Origin of the sequence: Terrimesophilobacter mesophilus (assembly GCF_014200375.1) — a bacterium.
Classification (GTDB): domain Bacteria; phylum Actinomycetota; class Actinomycetes; order Actinomycetales; family Microbacteriaceae; genus Terrimesophilobacter; species Terrimesophilobacter mesophilus.
Map to the genome: position 1 here is coordinate 1,127,723 of NZ_JACHBP010000001.1, position 18,103 is coordinate 1,145,825.

Annotated in this window: 13 protein-coding genes; 5 read left to right on the forward strand and 8 right to left on the reverse strand. The window is 66.0% G+C overall.

Annotation, left to right across the window (positions count from 1 at the left end):
- Nucleotides 1–158: 158 nt before the first annotated feature.
- Genes BKA04_RS12000 through BKA04_RS05555 form a run of 3 tightly spaced genes read left to right on the forward strand, consistent with a single transcriptional unit; the run spans nt 159 to nt 1,664 of the window.
- Nucleotides 159–299 (forward strand): hypothetical protein, encoded by a 141-nt coding sequence (locus tag BKA04_RS12000; protein ID WP_232841978.1) that lies wholly within the window; start codon nt 159–161, stop codon nt 297–299.
- A complete protein-coding gene (locus BKA04_RS05550; protein WP_104095513.1) occupies nt 299–811 on the forward strand; it encodes a hypothetical protein in 513 nt (170 codons plus the stop codon). The genes BKA04_RS12000 and BKA04_RS05550 overlap by 1 nt, the downstream gene beginning before the upstream one ends.
- Before the next feature lie 40 nt (nt 812–851).
- The gene (locus tag BKA04_RS05555; protein WP_104095514.1) at nt 852–1,664 is read left to right on the forward strand and encodes a Bax inhibitor-1/YccA family protein; all 813 of its coding nucleotides are present in this window, start codon (nt 852–854) and stop codon (nt 1,662–1,664) included.
- 117 nt (nt 1,665–1,781) lie between these two features.
- Here BKA04_RS05555 and guaA read toward each other — a convergent pair whose 3' ends face one another.
- From guaA to BKA04_RS05580, 6 genes are all read right to left on the reverse strand, one after another.
- Nucleotides 1,782–3,350 carry a glutamine-hydrolyzing GMP synthase gene (gene guaA, locus BKA04_RS05560; RefSeq protein WP_232841979.1) on the reverse strand — a complete coding sequence of 523 codons (1,569 nt, stop codon included), beginning with the start codon at nt 3,348–3,350 and terminating at the stop codon, nt 1,782–1,784.
- Nucleotides 3,347–3,763, reverse strand: a complete 417-nt coding sequence (locus BKA04_RS12005; RefSeq protein ID WP_104095516.1) for a DUF3817 domain-containing protein — start codon at nt 3,761–3,763, stop codon at nt 3,347–3,349. Before BKA04_RS12005 ends, guaA begins: the two co-directional genes overlap by 4 nt.
- 9 nt (nt 3,764–3,772) lie before the next feature.
- Nucleotides 3,773–4,510, reverse strand: a complete 738-nt coding sequence (locus tag BKA04_RS05565) for an SURF1 family protein (RefSeq protein ID WP_232841980.1) — start codon at nt 4,508–4,510, stop codon at nt 3,773–3,775.
- Nucleotides 4,511–4,611: 101 nt separating this feature from the next.
- A complete protein-coding gene (locus BKA04_RS05570; RefSeq protein WP_104095518.1) occupies nt 4,612–8,967 on the reverse strand; it encodes a cell wall-binding repeat-containing protein in 4,356 nt (1,451 codons plus the stop codon).
- A 213-nt stretch (nt 8,968–9,180) separates the two neighbouring features.
- On the reverse strand, nt 9,181–10,908 hold the full coding sequence (locus BKA04_RS05575) for a glycerol-3-phosphate dehydrogenase/oxidase (RefSeq protein WP_104095519.1): 1,728 nt from the start codon (nt 10,906–10,908) through the stop codon (nt 9,181–9,183).
- A 9-nt stretch (nt 10,909–10,917) separates the two neighbouring features.
- On the reverse strand, nt 10,918–12,036 hold the full coding sequence (locus tag BKA04_RS05580) for a GuaB3 family IMP dehydrogenase-related protein (RefSeq protein WP_232841981.1): 1,119 nt from the start codon (nt 12,034–12,036) through the stop codon (nt 10,918–10,920).
- Between the two features lie 58 nt (nt 12,037–12,094).
- Here BKA04_RS05580 and BKA04_RS05585 point away from each other — a divergent pair, with 58 nt between their 5' ends.
- A complete protein-coding gene (locus BKA04_RS05585) occupies nt 12,095–13,240 on the forward strand; it encodes a MalY/PatB family protein (protein WP_104095521.1) in 1,146 nt (381 codons plus the stop codon).
- Nucleotides 13,241–13,289: 49 nt separating this feature from the next.
- Here the strand turns inward: BKA04_RS05585 and BKA04_RS05590 are convergent, their stop codons facing one another.
- Nucleotides 13,290–14,978: an ATP-binding cassette domain-containing protein gene (locus tag BKA04_RS05590; protein WP_104095522.1), complete on the reverse strand. Its 1,689-nt coding sequence runs from the start codon at nt 14,976–14,978 to the stop codon at nt 13,290–13,292.
- A gap of 92 nt (nt 14,979–15,070) precedes the next feature.
- Complete coding sequence (gene guaB / locus BKA04_RS05595) at nt 15,071–16,573, reverse strand: IMP dehydrogenase (protein ID WP_104095523.1); 1,503 nt, start codon at nt 16,571–16,573, stop codon at nt 15,071–15,073.
- Nucleotides 16,574–16,840: 267 nt separating this feature from the next.
- On the opposite strand from guaB, the gene BKA04_RS05600 reads away from it, so the two are divergent.
- Nucleotides 16,841–18,097, forward strand: a complete 1,257-nt coding sequence (locus BKA04_RS05600) for a branched-chain amino acid ABC transporter permease (protein WP_411757111.1) — start codon at nt 16,841–16,843, stop codon at nt 18,095–18,097.
- Nucleotides 18,098–18,103 lie beyond the last annotated feature (6 nt).

An 18,103-nucleotide genomic window follows, 5' to 3' on the forward strand; every position in this document is an offset into this window, starting at 1 on the left:
AGCGATGCGAGAGTTGCGGTCGCGAACTCTCTGCAGAATGGAAGTACTGCATATACTGCGGGCGACCGATTTCGCGCAGTGCGCTCTCCCGAGTCGATGCCGCCAGAACCACCGTCGTCCCCCGGGCGGCCCCCACCCGTTCCGGAGCGGAACAAGAGGTGATCCCGTCCGCGTTCCGCCCGGATGTCGACGAGCCGCAGACCCGCAAGTACGACGCCCCGTTCTGGGTCGGCGTCGGCATGGGCATTCTCGGCCTCACGCTCATCATCTACGCCGCCGTGATCATCTACGGATCCTGATGCCCGACCCGAACTCCCCCTGGCGTGAACCGACGAAGTCGCTTCGGCTGCGTTGGGGTTCGTATCGCGGCCGGCTGATGTCGGGCATCGCGCTGATGTTCGTCGGTGGCGTACTCATCCAGTTGACCTCGGCCTACTCGCTCTACGTCCTGCCCCTCGGCCTGTTCGCGCACATCGTCGGCTGGTGCATCCTGCCGGGCATCGGATGGCGGAGGGTCGTCGGCGCCGCCGTGAGCGCACTCACCATGGTCGTCATGCTCAACGGGGCCCCATCGACGGTCTTCCTCGTGCTGCCGCTCGCCTGCTGGCTGTTCACCCGGCAGCGCCCTCTCCTCAGTTACGCGGCACTCGTCATCATCCCGGTGGCTGCCCTGCTTCTCGCCCAGGCGTTCCCGGACTACGGATGGGGAATCGTCGTGGTGTCGATCGCGGGAACGGTCGTCGTCGGCTCGGCCTGGGTCGCCCGTTCGCTCGTTGCGATCGGCGGGAAATCCACAGCAATTGCACGATAGGTTTGCCTGAAGAGCGATTCCCCAGAAAGCAGAGGAACCCATGGCGTCATCGAACCCGGCATTCACGAACTCGCCCGCCTTCACGGCGAACGCGGCGAAGGCTGCCCAGCTCACGCGTCCGACACCGCAGGATCTCACGGCGGAGCAACTCACCGAGCTGTACTCCCGGCCGTCGGCGACATCGGCCGACACCGATCGCATGGGTTATGAGGACACGATCGTCAAGATCGTCATCAGCTTCGCCATCCTGCTCGGCGGCGCGGTCGTCGGATGGGTCATGCCGGTGCTGTTCCTGCCCGCGATGATCGTCGGTTTCGTCCTCGCCCTCGTCAACATCTTCAAGAAGAAGCCGTCTCCCGCACTCGTGCTCGTCTACGCGGCGGTCGAGGGTGTGTTCGTCGGCGGCGTGACCAACTTCTTCGAGACGATGTTCCCGGGGATCGCCGTCCAGGCGGTCATGGGCACGCTCGCCGTCATCGGCGTCACGCTGGCCCTCTTCGCGAGCGGCAAGGTGCGGGCGTCGAAGCGGGCCACCAAGGTCTTCCTGATCGCCATGGTCGGCTACCTCGGCTTCTCGGTGCTCAACCTCGTCCTCATGTGGACCGGCGTCAACAACCAGCCGTTCGGACTGCGCAGTGCGGAAATCTTCGGCATTCCGCTCGGCCTGATCCTCGGTGTCCTCGTCATCCTGATGGCGGCGTACTCGCTCGTCCTCGATTTCGACAACATCAAGACCGGTGTCGAGCGGGGCGCACCCCGCATCTACGGTTGGACCGCGGCGTTCGGCATCATGGTGACAGTCGTCTGGCTGTATCTGGAGATCCTTCGCCTGCTGGCCATCCTGCGCCAGTAGCGCCGCGGGGCGGTGAGGCCGCGATCGACGAACTGATCCCTCGAGAGGCAGGCGGATCCGTCCGAACCGCCGCTCGCATCCGTCATGAGCAGGCAGAGCCCCTCAGCGGTCAATGGGTCACTCCCACTCGATCGTCCCCGGCGGCTTCGACGTGACGTCGAGCACGACCCGGTTCACGCCGGGCACCTCGTTGGTGATCCGGTTCGAGATGCGCGCCAGCACGTCGTACGGCAGCCTCGACCAGTCGGCGGTCATGGCATCCTCGGAGGACACCGGCCGCAGCACGATCGGGTGCCCGTAGGTCCTCCCGTCGCCCTGCACGCCCACCGAACGCACATCGGCCAGCAGCACGACGGGGCACTGCCAGATCTCGGCGTCCAGGCCGGCTGCGGTCAGCTCGGCACGCGCGATGGCATCCGCCTCCCGCAGGAGAGCGAGACGCTCGCGCGTGACCTCGCCGACGATCCGGATGCCGAGGCCCGGGCCGGGGAACGGCTGGCGTCCCACGATCGCCTCGGGAAGCCCCAGTTCGCGCCCGATCGCCCGCACCTCGTCCTTGAAGAGCGCCCGAAGCGGTTCGACGAGTTCGAACTGCAGGTCCTCCGGGAGCCCTCCCACGTTGTGGTGGCTCTTGATGTTCGCTGTGCCGCTACCGCCGCCGGACTCGACGACATCCGGGTACAGGGTCCCCTGCACGAGGAAGCGGATCGCCTCGCCATCGGCCTGCGCCTCCCGCACGAGCGCATCCGCAGCGCTCTCGAAGCACCGGATGAATTCCCGCCCGATGATCTTGCGCTTGGTCTCCGGGTCGCTCACCCCGGTCAGGGCGTCGAGGAACTGGTCCACCGCGTCGACGGTGACGAGCCGCACGCCGGTGGAGGCGACGAAGTCCTCTTCGACCTGGCGACGCTCATCCTGCCGAAGAAGGCCGTGGTCGACGAAGATGCAGGTGAGCTGGTCGGCGACGGCTTCGTGGACGATCGCCGCAGCGACGGCGGAGTCGACGCCACCGGAGAGCCCGCAGATGACGCGGCTCGTCCCCACCTGTTCCCGAATGCGGGCGACCTGGTCCGCGATCACACTGTCGCTCGTCCAGTCCGCGGGAATGCCTGCCGCGTCGTGCAGGAAGTTCTCGAGCACGCGCTGCCCGAATTCGGAGTGCTTCACCTCAGGGTGCCACTGCATGCCGTAGAGGCGGCGTGCATCATCGCCGAACGCGGCGACGGGCGTCGACGGGCTCGACGCGAGCACGGTGAATCCGGCCGGGGCTGCGGACACCGAGTCACCATGGCTCATCCACACGGTCTGCCCCGCCGGCTGGCCGGCCAGGAGTGGGCCGCCCTCCGTCGTGAGAGTCACCGTCGTCGCCCCGTACTCGCGGCGCCCCGTGTGGGCGACCTCTCCGCCGAGCTGAGCGGCCATGACCTGAAACCCGTAGCAGATCCCGAGCACGGGAACGCCGAGTTCCAGGATGCCGCGGTCGAGCTCTGGCGATCCGGCCTCGTAGACGCTCGAGGGGCCGCCGCTCAGGATGACCGCAGATGGAGCGCGTTCGGCGACCTCGGCGGCCGTGATGGTGTGTGGCACGATCTCGGAGTACACGTTCGCTTCGCGCACGCGGCGCGCGATGAGCTGGGCGTATTGTGCGCCGAAGTCGACGACGAGAACCGGGCCGAGTCCGCTCACGCAGGAACCTCCAGCGTCGCGAGCTGCGCGTTGACGCGGGTCGGGACCGTGCGCTCGTAGAAGAACGAGAGCAGCGGAACGACACCGCCGAGCGCGATGAGGAGGAATCGTCCGAAGGACCACCCCATCAGCCGCCAGAGCACGAAATCGCATCCGAGGTAGAAGACGTAGAGCCAGCCGTGCACGATGAGGATGATCGTGGAGAGGTTGACCGCGGTGATCGACTCCTTCGGGGTGAGCGTGAGGAAGCCGAAGGGGCCGCCTAGCTCGATGTCCACGCCGAATCCGTAGCGGAGCACCATCATGACGCACAGCAGCAGGAGAAAGGAACCGGTGACGATGGCGGACACCTTGTACAGCGAAAGGGTGGTGCGGATGCGGGGGACGTCGGCCGATCGGGGCAACAAGGGCATGCCACCAGTTTAGGCGCGACGCTCGCGCTCCCAGACGTCGCGAACCAGTCGCCACCAGAGGAAGACCGCGAACCCGGCGAAGATGACCCACTCCGCGGCGTAGAAGAGGTTCAGCCAATTGAGTTCCACGTCGGTGACCGGCCTGGGGGCGTGGATCGCCTCGAGGCCGGTTGGCGGGTCGGCGGAGACGATGTAGCCGTTGTAGACGCCCCGGGCATCCGTTGTGGACCAGAGGTTGACCATGGCGCCGGCTGACAGCGTGCTGAGCTCTCCGGACTGGAAGTCCCCGGTCTGCGGACCTTCATCGGCGACGAGACGACCGGTGACTGTCGCATCCCCGCCATCGAAGGAGGATGCGGCCGATTCGGCCGTGTTTTGGGATGCCGTCCAGCCGAGCGCGACGGCGACGCCGGCCCCGTCGGTCTGCAGGTGGGCGACGACCCAGTACCCGGACTTGCCCTCATTGAGCCGATCGCTCAGGACGAGTGTGTCCGCGGGAAGGAACCGTCCGGCCGCCGCGACCCGTTGGCCGTCGGCCGCCGCCGGGAGCGGTGCCTGCGGTGTGGCCACCTCAGTGAGCGGAAGAACGGTCTCCGTCGGGCGCTCGACGACGGTGCCCGTGCTGACACTCCGGGAAAGCTGCCACTGGCTCAGAAGGGCAAATCCGGCGGCGACGGCGAGCGCGAGGATGAGGGCGGCGATCCACCGTGGGCGCAGGGCGATCTTCCACATGGGGTCGGGGTTCACATTCTTCAGGCTGGTGGCGTCGCCAGTCTACCAACCAGGCGTTAACGTCTGAGTGGGGCCCGCCTTCCGGCGGGCCCCACTCAGTTATCTATTCGGGTGTCTCAGTCGCAGACGGTGAGGCTCTCTACCGCCGAGCTGAGGACGCCGGTTCCGCCGAGCGGCACCAGGCTCGTCGCCCCCAGGCTGATGATCGCGTCCATGACCGACTGCGGGATGCAGGTCGTCATGCTCACGAACAACGGAGCCCCGTTATTTCCGGCGAGGGCCGCACCAGCCAGCGCATCCGGGAACCCGGTGCCCTGTGCAAGGTAGACGGTGGAGGCCGAGCTGAACTCGTCGGCGTTGATCGCCACCGAGGTTGCGTAGCGGTCAGCACCACCGGTGCGGGTGACGTTGGTCGGTCCGAAGATCGTCTTCGCCTGCGCTTCAATCGCAGTGCTGACAACCCCGGTACCACCGGCAATCTTGACCTTGTCAACCCCCAGCGAGGTGAACAGTGCCTGTGTTGTCGCGTCGATCGAACTCGCCATTCCCGGGATCAGGATCACCGGACCATCGAAGTGAGCCGCTGCGGGCGCCGCAGACAGAGCATCCGGGAAATTGGTTCCGGTTGCCAAATAGGCGGTTCCAAGCGAACTGGCACCCCACGTGTCGAGCGCGATCGCCCGAGACGTTGCGTACCGATCTCCACCGGCTACTCGCTTCACCGTCGGGGTGAACGTCAAGCTGTTCAGTGCGTTTTCAACCGCCGCGCTCACCGCTCCGGTGCCACCGACGATCACGATCTCGCTCGGGTGCAACCGGTTGAGCTCGGTGACGACGACCGCGGGAAGCGAATCCGGTGCGGTCAACAGCAACGGCGCATTGAAGTGAGCAGCGGCTGGGCCCGCACTCAACGCGTCGGCATATCCGAGGCCGTTCGCGATGTAGACCTTTGTCGCGGTAGTCCACTGCTGCGAGATCGCCACGGCGGTCTCATAGCGGTTCTGGCCTGCGATGCGAGTGACTACGAGCGTGCCGTTCGCCACCGGCGCGGTACCGAGCGAGGTCGCCGATGCGGTGGTGTAGCCCGTCTGGGTACCGGTCACCTTCACGGTGATGATGGCACCGAGATCGGCTGCCGCAAGCGTGTAGGTCGAACCGGTCGCACCCACGATCGCGACATCATCCGCGTACCACTGGTAGGTCAGCGCCGCTGTCCCAGGAGCCCAGGTACCCGCATTTCCTGTCAGCACCTCTCCCACCACTGCGTTACCCGAAATGGTGGGCACCGCCGTCGTGATCGTGCCTGCGGCGATCGTCACACCGAGCGAGGTGGAGGACACATCCGCGTAGTGATCGGCAGAGCCGGTCACGGTCACTGTGATCGTGCTTCCGACCTGGTCGGCCGTCGGCGCGTAGGTGTCGCTGTTCGCAGCGGAGATCGGGGATCCGTTGTCCTTCCACTGGTAGGCGAAGGTCACGTTCGACGGCACCCAGGTTCCCGCGTGAGCGGTGAGGGTGTCGCCGAAGGTCGAGCCGCCGGTGATCGTCGGGAACGATGACGTGATCGCACCGTCGAAGTAGTAGCGCGTGTCACCCCAGGTGATGTCGGTGACGAGTGCGTCAACCGTCGTCTGAACACCGAAGCCGATCGCCACAGCATCCGCCTGCGCGTTCAACGCGTCGAGGATGACCCCGAGCGGATACTGAGTGCCGGCCAGGATCGTGCTACCGATCGCGTTGCTTGAGAGCCAGGGGCTGCTGAGCGTGAACGTGTGGGAACCCGTGGACAGGCTCGCCGACCGCAGCGTACTCCAGCCACCGGTCCAGCTCACCGGAACCTGGTAGGTCACGTCACCGCCGGCGCCGGTGGTGATTCCGGCCTGTGAGGTGAGCAATGCGTACAGGTCAGCTCCGGCGACGGGAGTCGTCAGGCCGTTGAGAATCTGCGTCCGCGGCGTTACCGGGTCGTTACCGGGCGTGAGGATCAGCCCGTCATCCCCGACCGCGAAGGTCTGGTTGACTCCCGTCTGGTTCGGGTACCCCTGGTGCCAGCCCTCGTAGGTCGACTCATCGAGCGCGATCTCAGGCTGCGTCACACGAACCTCGTTGGTCGGCGCAGTTACCCCGGTCGGGACGAAGACGTACTTCGTTCCGTTGAAGATGAGGTTTTGGAACACTGCCGGGGAATCGGCTTGGATTCCGAATCCCTGCACCTTCACGTTTCCCTGTGCGTTCAGGAACGCGACAAGGTCTGCAATCGGGGCCGTGTAGTTGGTCGTCGTGACAGTCCCGTCGACGTTATCCACGAGCGCCCTGGTCGAAACCCAGTTGTCGGCGACCGAGAAGTGGTTATCCGAACCGGTCAGGCTCTGCGAGCGCAGCGTCGTGAAAGTGTTGCCGTCGCCGTAGCGCATTGCCAGTTGGTAGGTGACGCTTCCGCTGCTGACATCCACACTCGCACCGGTGATGAGCGACTCAAGATCCGTCGTCGTCATGGGTGTGGGATACGTGTTGATAATCTGCGTCGCGTGCCCGTTTCCGATGTGAGCACCATCAGACTGGGTCGAGTATGACCGCGGTGTGTAGCCGTAACCGTCGCCCCAGCCGACGTAGTCCTCGATGGGGAAGATCTCGGTGTCGTTGACGTTCACCGTGCTCGTCGGAGTCGCGTAGGTGTCGTCGGAGGTGAAGCCGTAGGTCGTGCATCCGGCAGTGATTCCGGTGATCGTCCAGTCGCCGAGGACGCCCGAGCCGAGCGAGTAACCGACCGCCATGATCTTCGCATCCGGCCAGGCCTCAAGCCAGGCATCGACGGACCCGCCCTTGCCCGTGCCGCCGCCGTTGATCGTCGTCGGCGCTGCGGAAATGTCGAGATGCGACCAGTTGCTGGACAGCCACACATTGTTCACGCCATAAGCGGCCTCTTCGTAGACGAGGTAGCCCTCGGGGTTTCCGTCGTTGTTCAGGTCGACCATGAGTTGCAGAGACGGCCCAAAGCCGGGTCCGCCCGTCTGCGTGATGCCGAAACCTTGACCGAGATCAGCCAGATTGAATGACGCAGCCTTGTAGCCGGCGGCCTTGTCGGTTGAGGTGCTGCCTTCGGTCCAGACGTGCAGGCCACCGTCGACAAACTCGTTGTGACCGGTCGCACGGGTCTCACCGAACGTCCAGCCCTGCGAGTCCTGATTGGTCGGTACTGCAGCCGCCGAAGTCGACGTGCACGCCTGCAGGACCGGCTGCGCAAACACGTACTCTGTGGCACCCCACGTAAACGTGTGAACGATCTTCTGTGCTGCGGAAGTCTCTGCCTGCATGCCGTAGCCGAGAACTTGAACGTTCCCGAACCCGTTGATGATGTCGAGAAGGTCACCGAGTTTGATGGGAATGTTTTTCCCAATCAACAGAGTCTTGCCGATTTGCGTGGAGTTACTGGCAGTACCGTCATCATAAATAAACTTGGACGACTGCCAGGGGTCATTGAGTGACGGTGAGTAAACGCCCGTCGTAAGGAAATCCGACTTGAGTGTCGCGAAGGTGTTTCCGACCCCGAACGTCACAGGAACCTGCATGGTCAGATCCGCGCCGGTCACATCCATGCTCGCCGACGTGATCAGTCCAATTATGTCGGTCGTGGCGATCGGAGGAACCAGTCCCAGTGTTATCTGCGACTGCGATGGGCTGCCGAAGTGAAGGCCGTCTGCCCCAACAAAGTAGGACGGCGTCGCGTTGTTGTACCCCTCGTGCCATTCCGTGTAGTCGGCAGAAGTCGGGTAGACATCGACCTGACGCACGGGGATCGTGGTGGTCGGCGCAGCCGCAACGTACGGCTCGAACACGTACGGGGTTCCGTTGTAGGTGAGGCCCGAGACGACTGCAGCTGCACTCGCCTGCACGCCGAAGCCGAGCAGCCTCAAACTGCCCTGCGTATTGAGTGCCGCAATGATGTCCGAGAGCGGGGTCGCTACGTTCTTGGCGATGACCGGCGTTCCCGTGTTCGGGATGTTCGCACTCGACACCCAGTTGCTGCTCGTCGTCCAGGTGTTGGTCCCCGTGACCACATCCTGCGACCGCAGCGTCGTGTAATCCTGCGGGTTCCCCGCCCCGAACCACAACGGAATCTGGAATGTCGGTGTTCCGGACACGACGTCAACCGATGACGCTTCGATGATCGCCTGAAGTTCTGCCGCCGTGGCCGAAACCGGTGCAGTTCCGTTCAGGATCTGCGACGGGCTGTTCGTCCCGAAGTGCAAGCCGTCGCCTGCAACGTAGTACTGGCGGGTGGTGTTGTTATAGCCCTCATGCCAGCCTTCGTACACGGCTTCGCTGTTCCGGATGTCGTTCCCGGTAACCGTCATCGGCGCCACAGTGGCATTCGCCGGCGCGACCATGACGAGAGAGACACCGCTGAGCACGAGTGTCGCGGTCGCGATCGCGCTGACAAAACGGGTCGACGGAGAGATTGAAACGGACAAGAGTGTCCTCCTAGGTAAGCGACCGCACCGGAAATCCGGCGCAAGACGGGAGTCGAGGCATTTTCATACCTCCACTTGCCGCTCACTATAACCTCAGGACGCGACGGCGGATAAGGGGGCATCTCGACGGGGGCGTTGAGTTTTCCCCGGTAAATCGGGGTCTCGCACCCGCCCACCCCCCGAACTGGGGTCAAACAACGAGTCTGTGGATGACTACTTCGCGACGGTGATGTCGGGCGCTTCGAGGCGCACCCGGTCGGCCGACGCGTCATCCGGCTGCTCCTGGCTCGCGCGTTCCGCGGCGACCCGCTTGAGGTAGAACCGCACCTCCTGCTTCACCCGCGCATCGTCCCAGCCGAGGACGTCACCCATGAGGCGCGCGGCAACGGGCGCAGCGGATACACCGCGATCCCACGCCTCGATCGAGATTCGGGTGCGCCGGGCGAGCACGTCATCCAGGTGAAGCGCGCCCTCGTGCGTTGCCGCGTAGACGACCTCCGCCTCGAGATAGTCGTCGGCTCCGGGCAGGGGGTGGTTCAGCTCCGGCCGTTCCCGGATGAGATCGAGCAGTTCGTCGGTGAGCGTCCCGTAGCGATTCAGCAGGTGTTCGATGCGCACCCTGTGCACGCCGAACGCCCTCGCGATCTTCGACCGCTTGTTCCACGCCGCCTGGTAGCCCTCCGCCCCCAGCAGCGCGACATCCTCCGTCGTGCTCGGCGGCACCTTCCCGTCCAGGGCGGCGACGGCCTCGTCGATGGCGTCCTTCGCCATGATGCGGTACGTCGTCCATTTGCCACCGGCGACGACCACGAGCCCCGGAACGCTGTGCGCGACGATGTGCTCGCGTGACAGCTTCGACGTCTCGTCGCTCTCACCCGCGAGCAACGGGCGCAGTCCGGCGTAGACGCCCTCGACATCCTCCCGCGTCAGCGGAACGTTGATGACCTTGTTGACGTGCCCGAGCAGATAGTCGATGTCGGCCGCCGTGGCAGCGGGATGGGCCTTGTCGAGGTTCCAGTCGGTGTCCGTCGTGCCGATGAGCCAGTGCCGGCCCCACGGTATGACGAAGAGCACGCTCTTCTCCGTGCGCAGCAGCAACCCGATCTTGGACTGGAACCGGTCTCGCGGAACGACGAGGTGGATGCCCTTCGACGCGCGCACCTTGAATTGGCCGCGTTCTCCGACCATCGACTGCGTGTCATCCGTCCACACGCCCGTCGCGTTCACGACCTGGCGAGCCCGGATGTCGAACCGCTCGCCGGTCAGCAGGTCGTGAGCCTGCACTCCGACGACGCGTTCGCCCACCTTGAGGAAGCCCTCCACCCGCACCCGGCTCGCGACGTGCGCACCGTAGAAGGATGCCGTACGGGCGAGGCTCGACACGTACCTGGCATCGTCCACCTGGGCGTCATAGTAGGTGATCCCGCCCACGAGCGCGTCATCGCGCAGGCTCGGCATGATCTTGTGCACCTGCCGCTTGGTGAGGTGACGGTGGTGCGGGACGCCGGGCGGTCTGCCACCGCTGTAGCTGAACAGGTCGTAGAGCAGCATCCCCGCTCCGATGTAGAGGCGTTCGATGATCGGCGTCGTGAGCGGGTACAGGAACCGAACCGGCTTCACGAGGTGCGGCGCGAGACGCTGCAGCAGCAGTCCGCGCTCGATGAGCGCCTCCCGCACGAGGCGGAAGTTCAATTGCTCGAGATAGCGGATGCCGCCGTGCACGAGCTTCGACGACCGGCTCGACGTGCCGCTGCCCCAGTCGCGTGCTTCCACCATCCCGACGCGCAGGCCGCGGGTGACCGCATCCATGGCGCTGCCGGTACCGACGATGCCGCCACCGACCACGAGAATGTCGAGTTCCTTCTCCTTGAGCGCCGCGATCGCGGCCGCCCGTTCCTCCATGCCGAGCTTGGCTGAACGGGTGACTGTCTTCTTTGCCATGGTCTTCCCCTAGGCGTGGTACGGAGCGAGGACGACCTCGACCCGCTGGAATTCCTTGAGGTCCGAATAGCCGGTCGTCGCCATCGCGCGCTTGAGTGCGCCGATGAGGTTCACGGTGGCGCCGGGCACGCTGGAGGGGCCGAACAATATCTGCTCGAGCGGCGCGACGGATCCGACCTCCACACGGTTTCCGCGCGGCAGTTCCGGATGGTGCGCCTCAGCGCCCCAGTGCATGCCGCGGCCGGGCGCATCAGTGGCGCGAGCGAGCGCGCTGCCCAGCATGACGGCATCCGCCCCCACCGAGAACGCCTTCACGATGTCGCCCGAATTGCCGAGTCCTCCGTCGGCGATGACGTGGACGTACCGGCCACCGGACTCATCGAGGTAGTCGCGGCGAGCGCCGGCGACATCCGCCACCGCCGTGGCCATGGGAGCGTGGATACCGAGGCTCGCGCGCGTCGTCGACGCTGCCCCGCCGCCGAACCCGACAAGGACCCCCGCCGCGCCCGTACGCATGAGATGAAGCGCCGGCGTGTATCCGGCCGCCCCGCCCACGATCACCGGAACATCGAGTTCGTAGATGAACTCCTTGAGGTTGAGCGGCTCCTGGTTCTTCGACACGTGTTCTGCGCTCACGGTCGTGCCGCGGATGACGAACAGGTCGACGCCGGCCTCGACGACGGTCTTGTAGAGCTGCTGGGTGCGCTGCGGGGAGAGGGCGCCGGCGACGGTCACGCCGGCCGCGCGGATCTCCGCGAGCCTGCTCGTGACGAGTTCCGGCTTGATCGGCTCGGCGTAGATCGCCTGCATCCGCTTCGTCGCCTCATCCGCCGGCAGTTCGCTGATTTCCTTAAGGAGCGGTTCCGGGTCGTCGTAGCGCGTCCACAGGCCCTCGAGGTTCAGAACACCGAGGCCGCCGAGCTGGCCGATGCGGATCGCGGTCGCCGGCGAGACGACCGAATCCATGGGTGCGGCCAGCACAGGGATGTCGAACTGGTACGCGTCGATCGTCCAGCTCACGGAGACGTCTTCCGGGTCGCGCGTTCGCCGGTTCGGGACGATGGCGATGTCGTCGAATGCGTAGACGCGGCGTCCGCGCTTCGACCGGCCGATCTCGATGTCGCTCACGCCCTCAAGCCTAGCTTCACCCTCACGCTGGGCTCGGCAGAGATGGCATGCTGGGGTCATGGACGTGACGGCAGATCCGATCGACAGGCTCCGGCAGCGCACGAGCATGAAGTGGCGTGCGTTCCCGGATGACGTGCTCCCCCTCTTCGTGGCCGAGACCGACTACCCGCTGGCCCCGCCCATTGCGGAGGCGGTCGTCTCGGCCATCCGGAATTCGGACACGGGCTATGCCCCGCCGACATCCGAACTGCCGGAGGCGTTCGCGACCTTCGCCGCCTCCCGCTGGGGCTGGACCGTCGACCCCGCCCAGGTCTGGACGACGACGGATGTCGGTGTCGCCATCGTCGAAACGCTGCGGCGTGTCACGAAGCCGGGCGAGGGCGTCATCATCAACCCGCCCGTGTACTTCCCGTTCTTCGACCTCGTCGCCGAGTCCGGCGCGCGCGTCGTCGAGGTGCCGCTCGCCGGCGGCATCGACGACGGCTGGTCGCTCGACCTTGAGGGCATCGAGCGCGCATTCCGGGACGGCGCCACCGCCTACCTGCTCTGCAACCCGCACAACCCGGTCGGCCGCGCGCACTCCGCCGACGAGCTGCGCGCTGTCGCGGACCTCGCGGCGAAGTACGGTGCCACGGTCGTGAGCGATGAGATCCACGGGCCGCTCACCTACCCGGATGCCGTGTTCACCCCGTTCCTCTCCGTATCGGACGCCGCCCGCGAGGTCGGCGTGTGCGTCACCGCCGCGAGCAAGGCGTGGAACCTCGCGGGTCTCAAGTGCGCGATCATGGTGACGGCCGGCGGTCCGAACCAGCCGATCATCGGGACGATGCCGGACGAGGTGTACTGGCGCACGAGCATCCTCGGACTCAAGGCGAGCACGGTCGGGTATCGGGAGGGCGCGGGTTGGCTGGACGGCATCCTCACCTCGCTCGACGCGAACCGCCGCCTGATGTCGACTCTGCTGGCTGAACACCTGCCCACCGTGAAGTACCGGATGCCGGAGGCCACCTACCTGGCGTGGCTCGACTTCCGCGGGCTCGGCTGGGGCGACGATCCCGCCGCCCACGCGCTCGAACACGCGAAGGTCGCCCTGAGCAATGGGCCGCCGTTCGGGACGCCCGGCGTCGGCTTCGCGCGGCTCAACTTGGCCTGCTCGCCCGAAACGCTCACCGAGGCTGTCACTCGCCTGGCGCGCATCCGCTGACCGTTCCCCGAGGAGCGCGCCGCACATAGCGGCGAAGGGAACCGACGAGCTACCGCGGCCGGGCGACCCTGCCCTCGTCCCAGACCGGCGCATCCGACTCGTAGACCCTGCCATCTGCACCGAAGACGAGGAACCGGTCGAACGAGCGCGCGAACCACCGGTCGTGCGTGACCGCGATGACCGTCCCCTCGAACCGTTCGAGGGCGTCCTGCAGCGCCTCTGCCGACACGAGGTCGAGGTTGTCGGTCGGCTCATCCAGCAGCAGCAGCGTCGCGCCGGAGAGCTCGAGCAGCAGGATCTGCAACCGCGCCTGCTGCCCACCGGACAGCGACTCGAATACCTGCTCTGCAGCCCCCGCCAGCCCGTAGCGGTCGAGGGCACGGGATGCCGCCTCCCGCGCCATCCCGCTGCGATTGTCGTCACCGCGGTGCAGGATGTCGAGAAGCGTGCGCCCGTGGAGCGACGGATGCTCGTGCACCTGCGCGAACCATCCGGGCACGACGCGCGCTCCGAGCTTCGCGACGCCCGTATGGGCGACCGGTGAGAGCGTCGCGCCGACCGAGGTGAGGTGCCCGGCGCGCGGGTCGGGATCGGTCCCGCCGAGCGCGAGCAGTCGGAGGAAGTGCGACTTCCCGGAGCCGTTCGACCCGAGCGCAGCCACCCGGTCGCCGAACCACACCTCGAGATCGAACGGCGCCATGAGCCCCGTGAGCTCGAGCTGCTCGCACACCACGGCTCGTTTGCCGGTGCGATCCCCGCGCAGTCGCATCGAGAGATCCTGGTCCGCCGGTCGTTCGAGCGGAGGTCCGGCCTCCTCGAACTTCCGCAGCCGCGTCACGGCCGCGTGATAGCGGGAGGCGAACTCGTCGCTCGCCGCCGCCTTGACTTTCATCGCCTGCACGAGCTGGCGCAGCTTCGCCTGCTGCTCGTCCCAGCGGCGTCGCAGCTCGTCGAGTCGGTCCATGCGCGCCTTTCGCGCATCGTGGTAGGTCCCGAATCCGCCGCCGTGCGTCCACGTCGTCGCCCCGGCGCCGCCCAGCTCGAGGGTGATGATGCGGTCGGCCGCGCGCGCGAGGAGTTCGCGGTCGTGGCTCACGAGCAGCACGGTCTTCTTCGACGCACGCAGCGTCTCCTCGAGCCAGCGCTTCGCCGGCACGTCCAGGTAGTTGTCCGGCTCGTCGAGGAGGAGCAGGTCATCCGGCCCGCGGAACAGCGCCTCCAGAACGAGCCGCTTCTGCTCCCCGCCGGAGAGTGTCGTGACCTCGCGGTACTGGGCCCGCTCGAACGGGATGCCGAGCGCCGCGGTCGTGCACTCGTCCCACACCGTCTCCTGCTCGTAGCCGCCCGCCTCCGCGTACTCGGCGAGCGCGCTCGCGTAGGCCATCTGCGTCTCGAGCGCGTCGTTCTCGATGATCGCGAGCTCGCTGCGGTCGAGTGCGATCGCAGCCGCGCGGATGCGCGCCGGCGCCACCGACACGAGCAGGTCGCGCACCGTGGAGGCGTCCCGCAGGTGACCGACGAACTGGTCCATGATGCCGAGCGCCCCGTCGATCGAGACGGCCCCCGCATCCGCCTTCTGCTCGCCCCGGATGATGCGCAGCAGCGTCGACTTTCCCGCGCCGTTCGCGCCGATGAGTGCGCTCGTCGTGCCCTCGCCGACGCGGAAGCTCACGTCGTCGAGAAGGGGGCGGCCGTCGGGCAGCGACAGCGAGACGCTGTTGACGTCGATGTAGCCCATGTGTGTGGTCCTCGGTTTGCGACTCCGGATGCCGGAGGCCCACCACAGGCGAGCCGACCAGACTACAGGAATTGCGGACGCACCCCGCAGAACTAGTGCCGGTAGTTCGGCGCCTCCACCACCATCTGGATGTCGTGCGGGTGCGACTCCTTGAGGCCCGCGGCCGTGATCCGCACGAACCTGCCTTTCGCGCGAAGCTCATCGATCGTGTGCGCCCCGGTGTAGAACATGGACTGCCGCAGGCCGCCGAGCAGCTGGTACACGACGGAGGAGACCGGCCCGCGGTACGCGACCTTGCCCTCGATGCCTTCGGCGATGAGTTCGTCGTCGTTCGGCACGTCGGCCTGGAAGTACCGGTCGCGCGAATAGGAGGTGCGCTTGCCGCGGGTCTGCATCGCGCCGAGCGAACCCATTCCTCGGTACGACTTGAACTGCTTGCCGTTGATGAAGAGCATGTCGCCCGGACTTTCATCGGTTCCGGCGAGCAGCGACCCGAGCATGACCGACTCCGCACCGGCGACAAGCGCCTTCGCGATGTCGCCCGAATACTGCAGGCCGCCGTCCGCGATGACCGGGATGTTCGCCTCGCGCGCGGCGAGGGAGGCCTCGTACACCGCGGTCACCTGCGGCACCCCGACGCCGGCGACGACACGGGTCGTGCAGATCGATCCTGGCCCGACGCCCACCTTGACGGCATCCGCCCCTGCGTCGATGAGCGCCTGAGCGCCGGAGCGCGTGGCGACGTTGCCGCCGATGATGTCGACGTTCGCAAAGGCCGCATCGGCCTTGAGCCTGCGGATGATGCCGATCTCGCCCTCGGACTCCCCGTTCGCGGTGTCGACCACGATGAGGTCCACACCGGCGTCCGCGAGGGCCCCCGCACGCTGCCAGGCGTCACCGAAGAATCCGATCGCGGCTCCCACCCGCAGCCTGCCCTCGTCATCCTTCGTGGCGTTCGGGTACTTCTCCGTCTTGTCGAAGTCCTTGACCGTGATGAGTCCGGTCAGCCTGCCGTTCGCGTCGACGAGCGGCAGCTTCTCGATCTTGTGCTGCGCGAAGATCGCGATGGCGGCATCCGGGTCGATGCCCGTCGGTGCGGTGATGAGCGGCATCTTCGTCATGACGTCGCGCACGAGGGTGGTCTGCTTCTCGAACTGCGAGACGAACCTCATGTCACGGTTGGTGATGATGCCGACGAGTCTGCCGTCGCCTTCGACGACGGGAAGGCCGGAGACGCGGAACTGCCCGCACAGCGCATCCACTTCGGCGACAGTCGCGTCCGGGGTGGTCGTCACGGGGTTCGTGATCATGCCGGATTCACTGCGTTTGACCTTGTCGACGAATGTCGCCTGGTCTTCGATCGACAGGTTCCTGTGCAGGATGCCGAGGCCGCCGTGGCGCGCCATCGAGATGGCCATCCGCGCCTCGGTGACCGTGTCCATCGCCGCGGAGATGAGTGGGGTCGCCACCCGGATGTTGCGCGTGAGCCTCGACGACGTGTCGGCTTCGCTCGGGATGACATCCGTATGCCCGGGCAGGAGCATGACGTCGTCATAGGTGAGTCCGATGAAACCGAACGGGTCTGGCTGCTCCATGAATCTCCGAATCGTTATTCGCCGTAATGGGGAGGCCGGGCGCGACGCTGATTCCGGTAATTAATCGTAGCGTTTGTGGCTCCGGTTCGCCCGTCCTCAGGGGCCTGTGTGGAACTGAGCCCCCGATTACGACATAATCGGCAAGTACTGTCAACGATGACGGCAGCCAGAACCCGAGAGCCTCCCATTCTCCACCTGGTCCGTCTTGGAGGTCTCGTGGTTCCTGCTCACCGGTCTCGCTCCCTGTCGAAGCGACCCATAGTCCTCCTGTTCGCAGCGCTCTTCGCGGCCCTCGCCTTCTCCATGACGGCGGTTGTTCCGGCCCACGCCGATGAGACGAACACCGACAAGTACCAATACATCTTCAGTGGCAACGTCAAGTACAACGACAAGCCGCTGGACGCGGTCAAGATCACGGTGTCCGGGGGCGGATACTCCGCCGACGTCCTCACCGATGAGAAGGGCCAGTGGAAGGTCGGCGTCCCCGACAAGAAGAAGTACGACATCACGCTCGACGAGTCGACCCTTCCCAAGGGTGTCATCGTCACCGAGGGCAACACGATCGAGGCCGAGTTCGGACTGACGAACAACAAGACGGTCAACTTCTTCCTCGGCGAAGGCGTCCGCCAGACCGTGAGCTTCTTCGACCAGTTCGTCAGCCGCGTCATGAGCGGGTTGAACTTCGGGCTCATGCTCGCCCTCGCCTCGATCGGCCTGACCCTCGTGTTCGGAACGACCGGCATCGCCAACTTCGCGCACGCCGAAATGGTGACATTCGGGGCGCTCATGGCACTCACGTTCGGTGTCGTCCTGAGCTGGCCGCTCTGGATCGCCTTCCCGCTGGCGGTGGTTCTCACCGGAGCACTCGGCTGGGCGCAGGACGTCGGACTCTGGAAACCATTGCGAATAAAGGGCTTGAGCACAGTCCAGCTCATGATCGTGAGCATCGGGTTGTCGCTCGGCCTTCGCTACATCTTCCAGTACTTCTATGGCGGCAAGACCTACCAGCTGCCGGACTCCGGATCCACCAAGATCACTCTCCTCGGGCCGATTGCCCTGTCGGCCACCGACATGGTCAGCATGGCGATCAGCATCGTGGTGCTCGTCGGCGTCGCGTACTGGCTGCAGAAGACGAAGACCGGCAAGGCGACCAGGGCGATCGCGGACAACGCGACCCTCGCATCCGCATCCGGCATCGACGTCGACCGCGTCGTCCGGTTCGTCTGGATCTTCGGTTCGGCTCTCGCCGGCCTCTCCGGCATCCTGTGGGCGTACTTCCGTCCAGGGATCAAGTGGGACATGGGATGGCAGATCCTGCTCCTGATCTTCGCGGCGGTCGTGCTCGGCGGACTCGGCACCGCCTACGGGGCACTCGTCGGTTCGATCATCGTCGGACTCCTCGTCGAGCTCTCCACGCTGTGGATCCCCTCCGACCTCAAGTACGTCGGAGCGTTCGTCGTTCTCATCGTGGTCCTGCTGTTCCGACCGCAGGGTCTCCTCGGTCGACGCGAGAGAATAGGTTAGGAGTTT

Excerpts from the sequence above, each read along its gene's own strand:
- BKA04_RS05550 (WP_104095513.1), top strand. The coding sequence starts at position 299 with ATGCCCGACCCGAACTCCCCCTGGCGTGAACCGACGAAGTCGCTTCGG.
- BKA04_RS05555 (WP_104095514.1), top strand. The coding sequence starts at position 852 with ATGGCGTCATCGAACCCGGCATTCACGAACTCGCCCGCCTTCACGGCG.
- BKA04_RS12005 (WP_104095516.1), bottom strand. The coding sequence starts at position 3,763 with ATGCCCTTGTTGCCCCGATCGGCCGACGTCCCCCGCATCCGCACCACC.
- BKA04_RS05575 (WP_104095519.1), bottom strand. The coding sequence starts at position 10,908 with ATGGCAAAGAAGACAGTCACCCGTTCAGCCAAGCTCGGCATGGAGGAA.
- BKA04_RS05585 (WP_104095521.1), top strand. The coding sequence starts at position 12,095 with ATGGACGTGACGGCAGATCCGATCGACAGGCTCCGGCAGCGCACGAGC.
- BKA04_RS05590 (WP_104095522.1), bottom strand. The coding sequence starts at position 14,978 with ATGGGCTACATCGACGTCAACAGCGTCTCGCTGTCGCTGCCCGACGGC.
- guaB (WP_104095523.1), bottom strand. The coding sequence starts at position 16,573 with ATGGAGCAGCCAGACCCGTTCGGTTTCATCGGACTCACCTATGACGAC.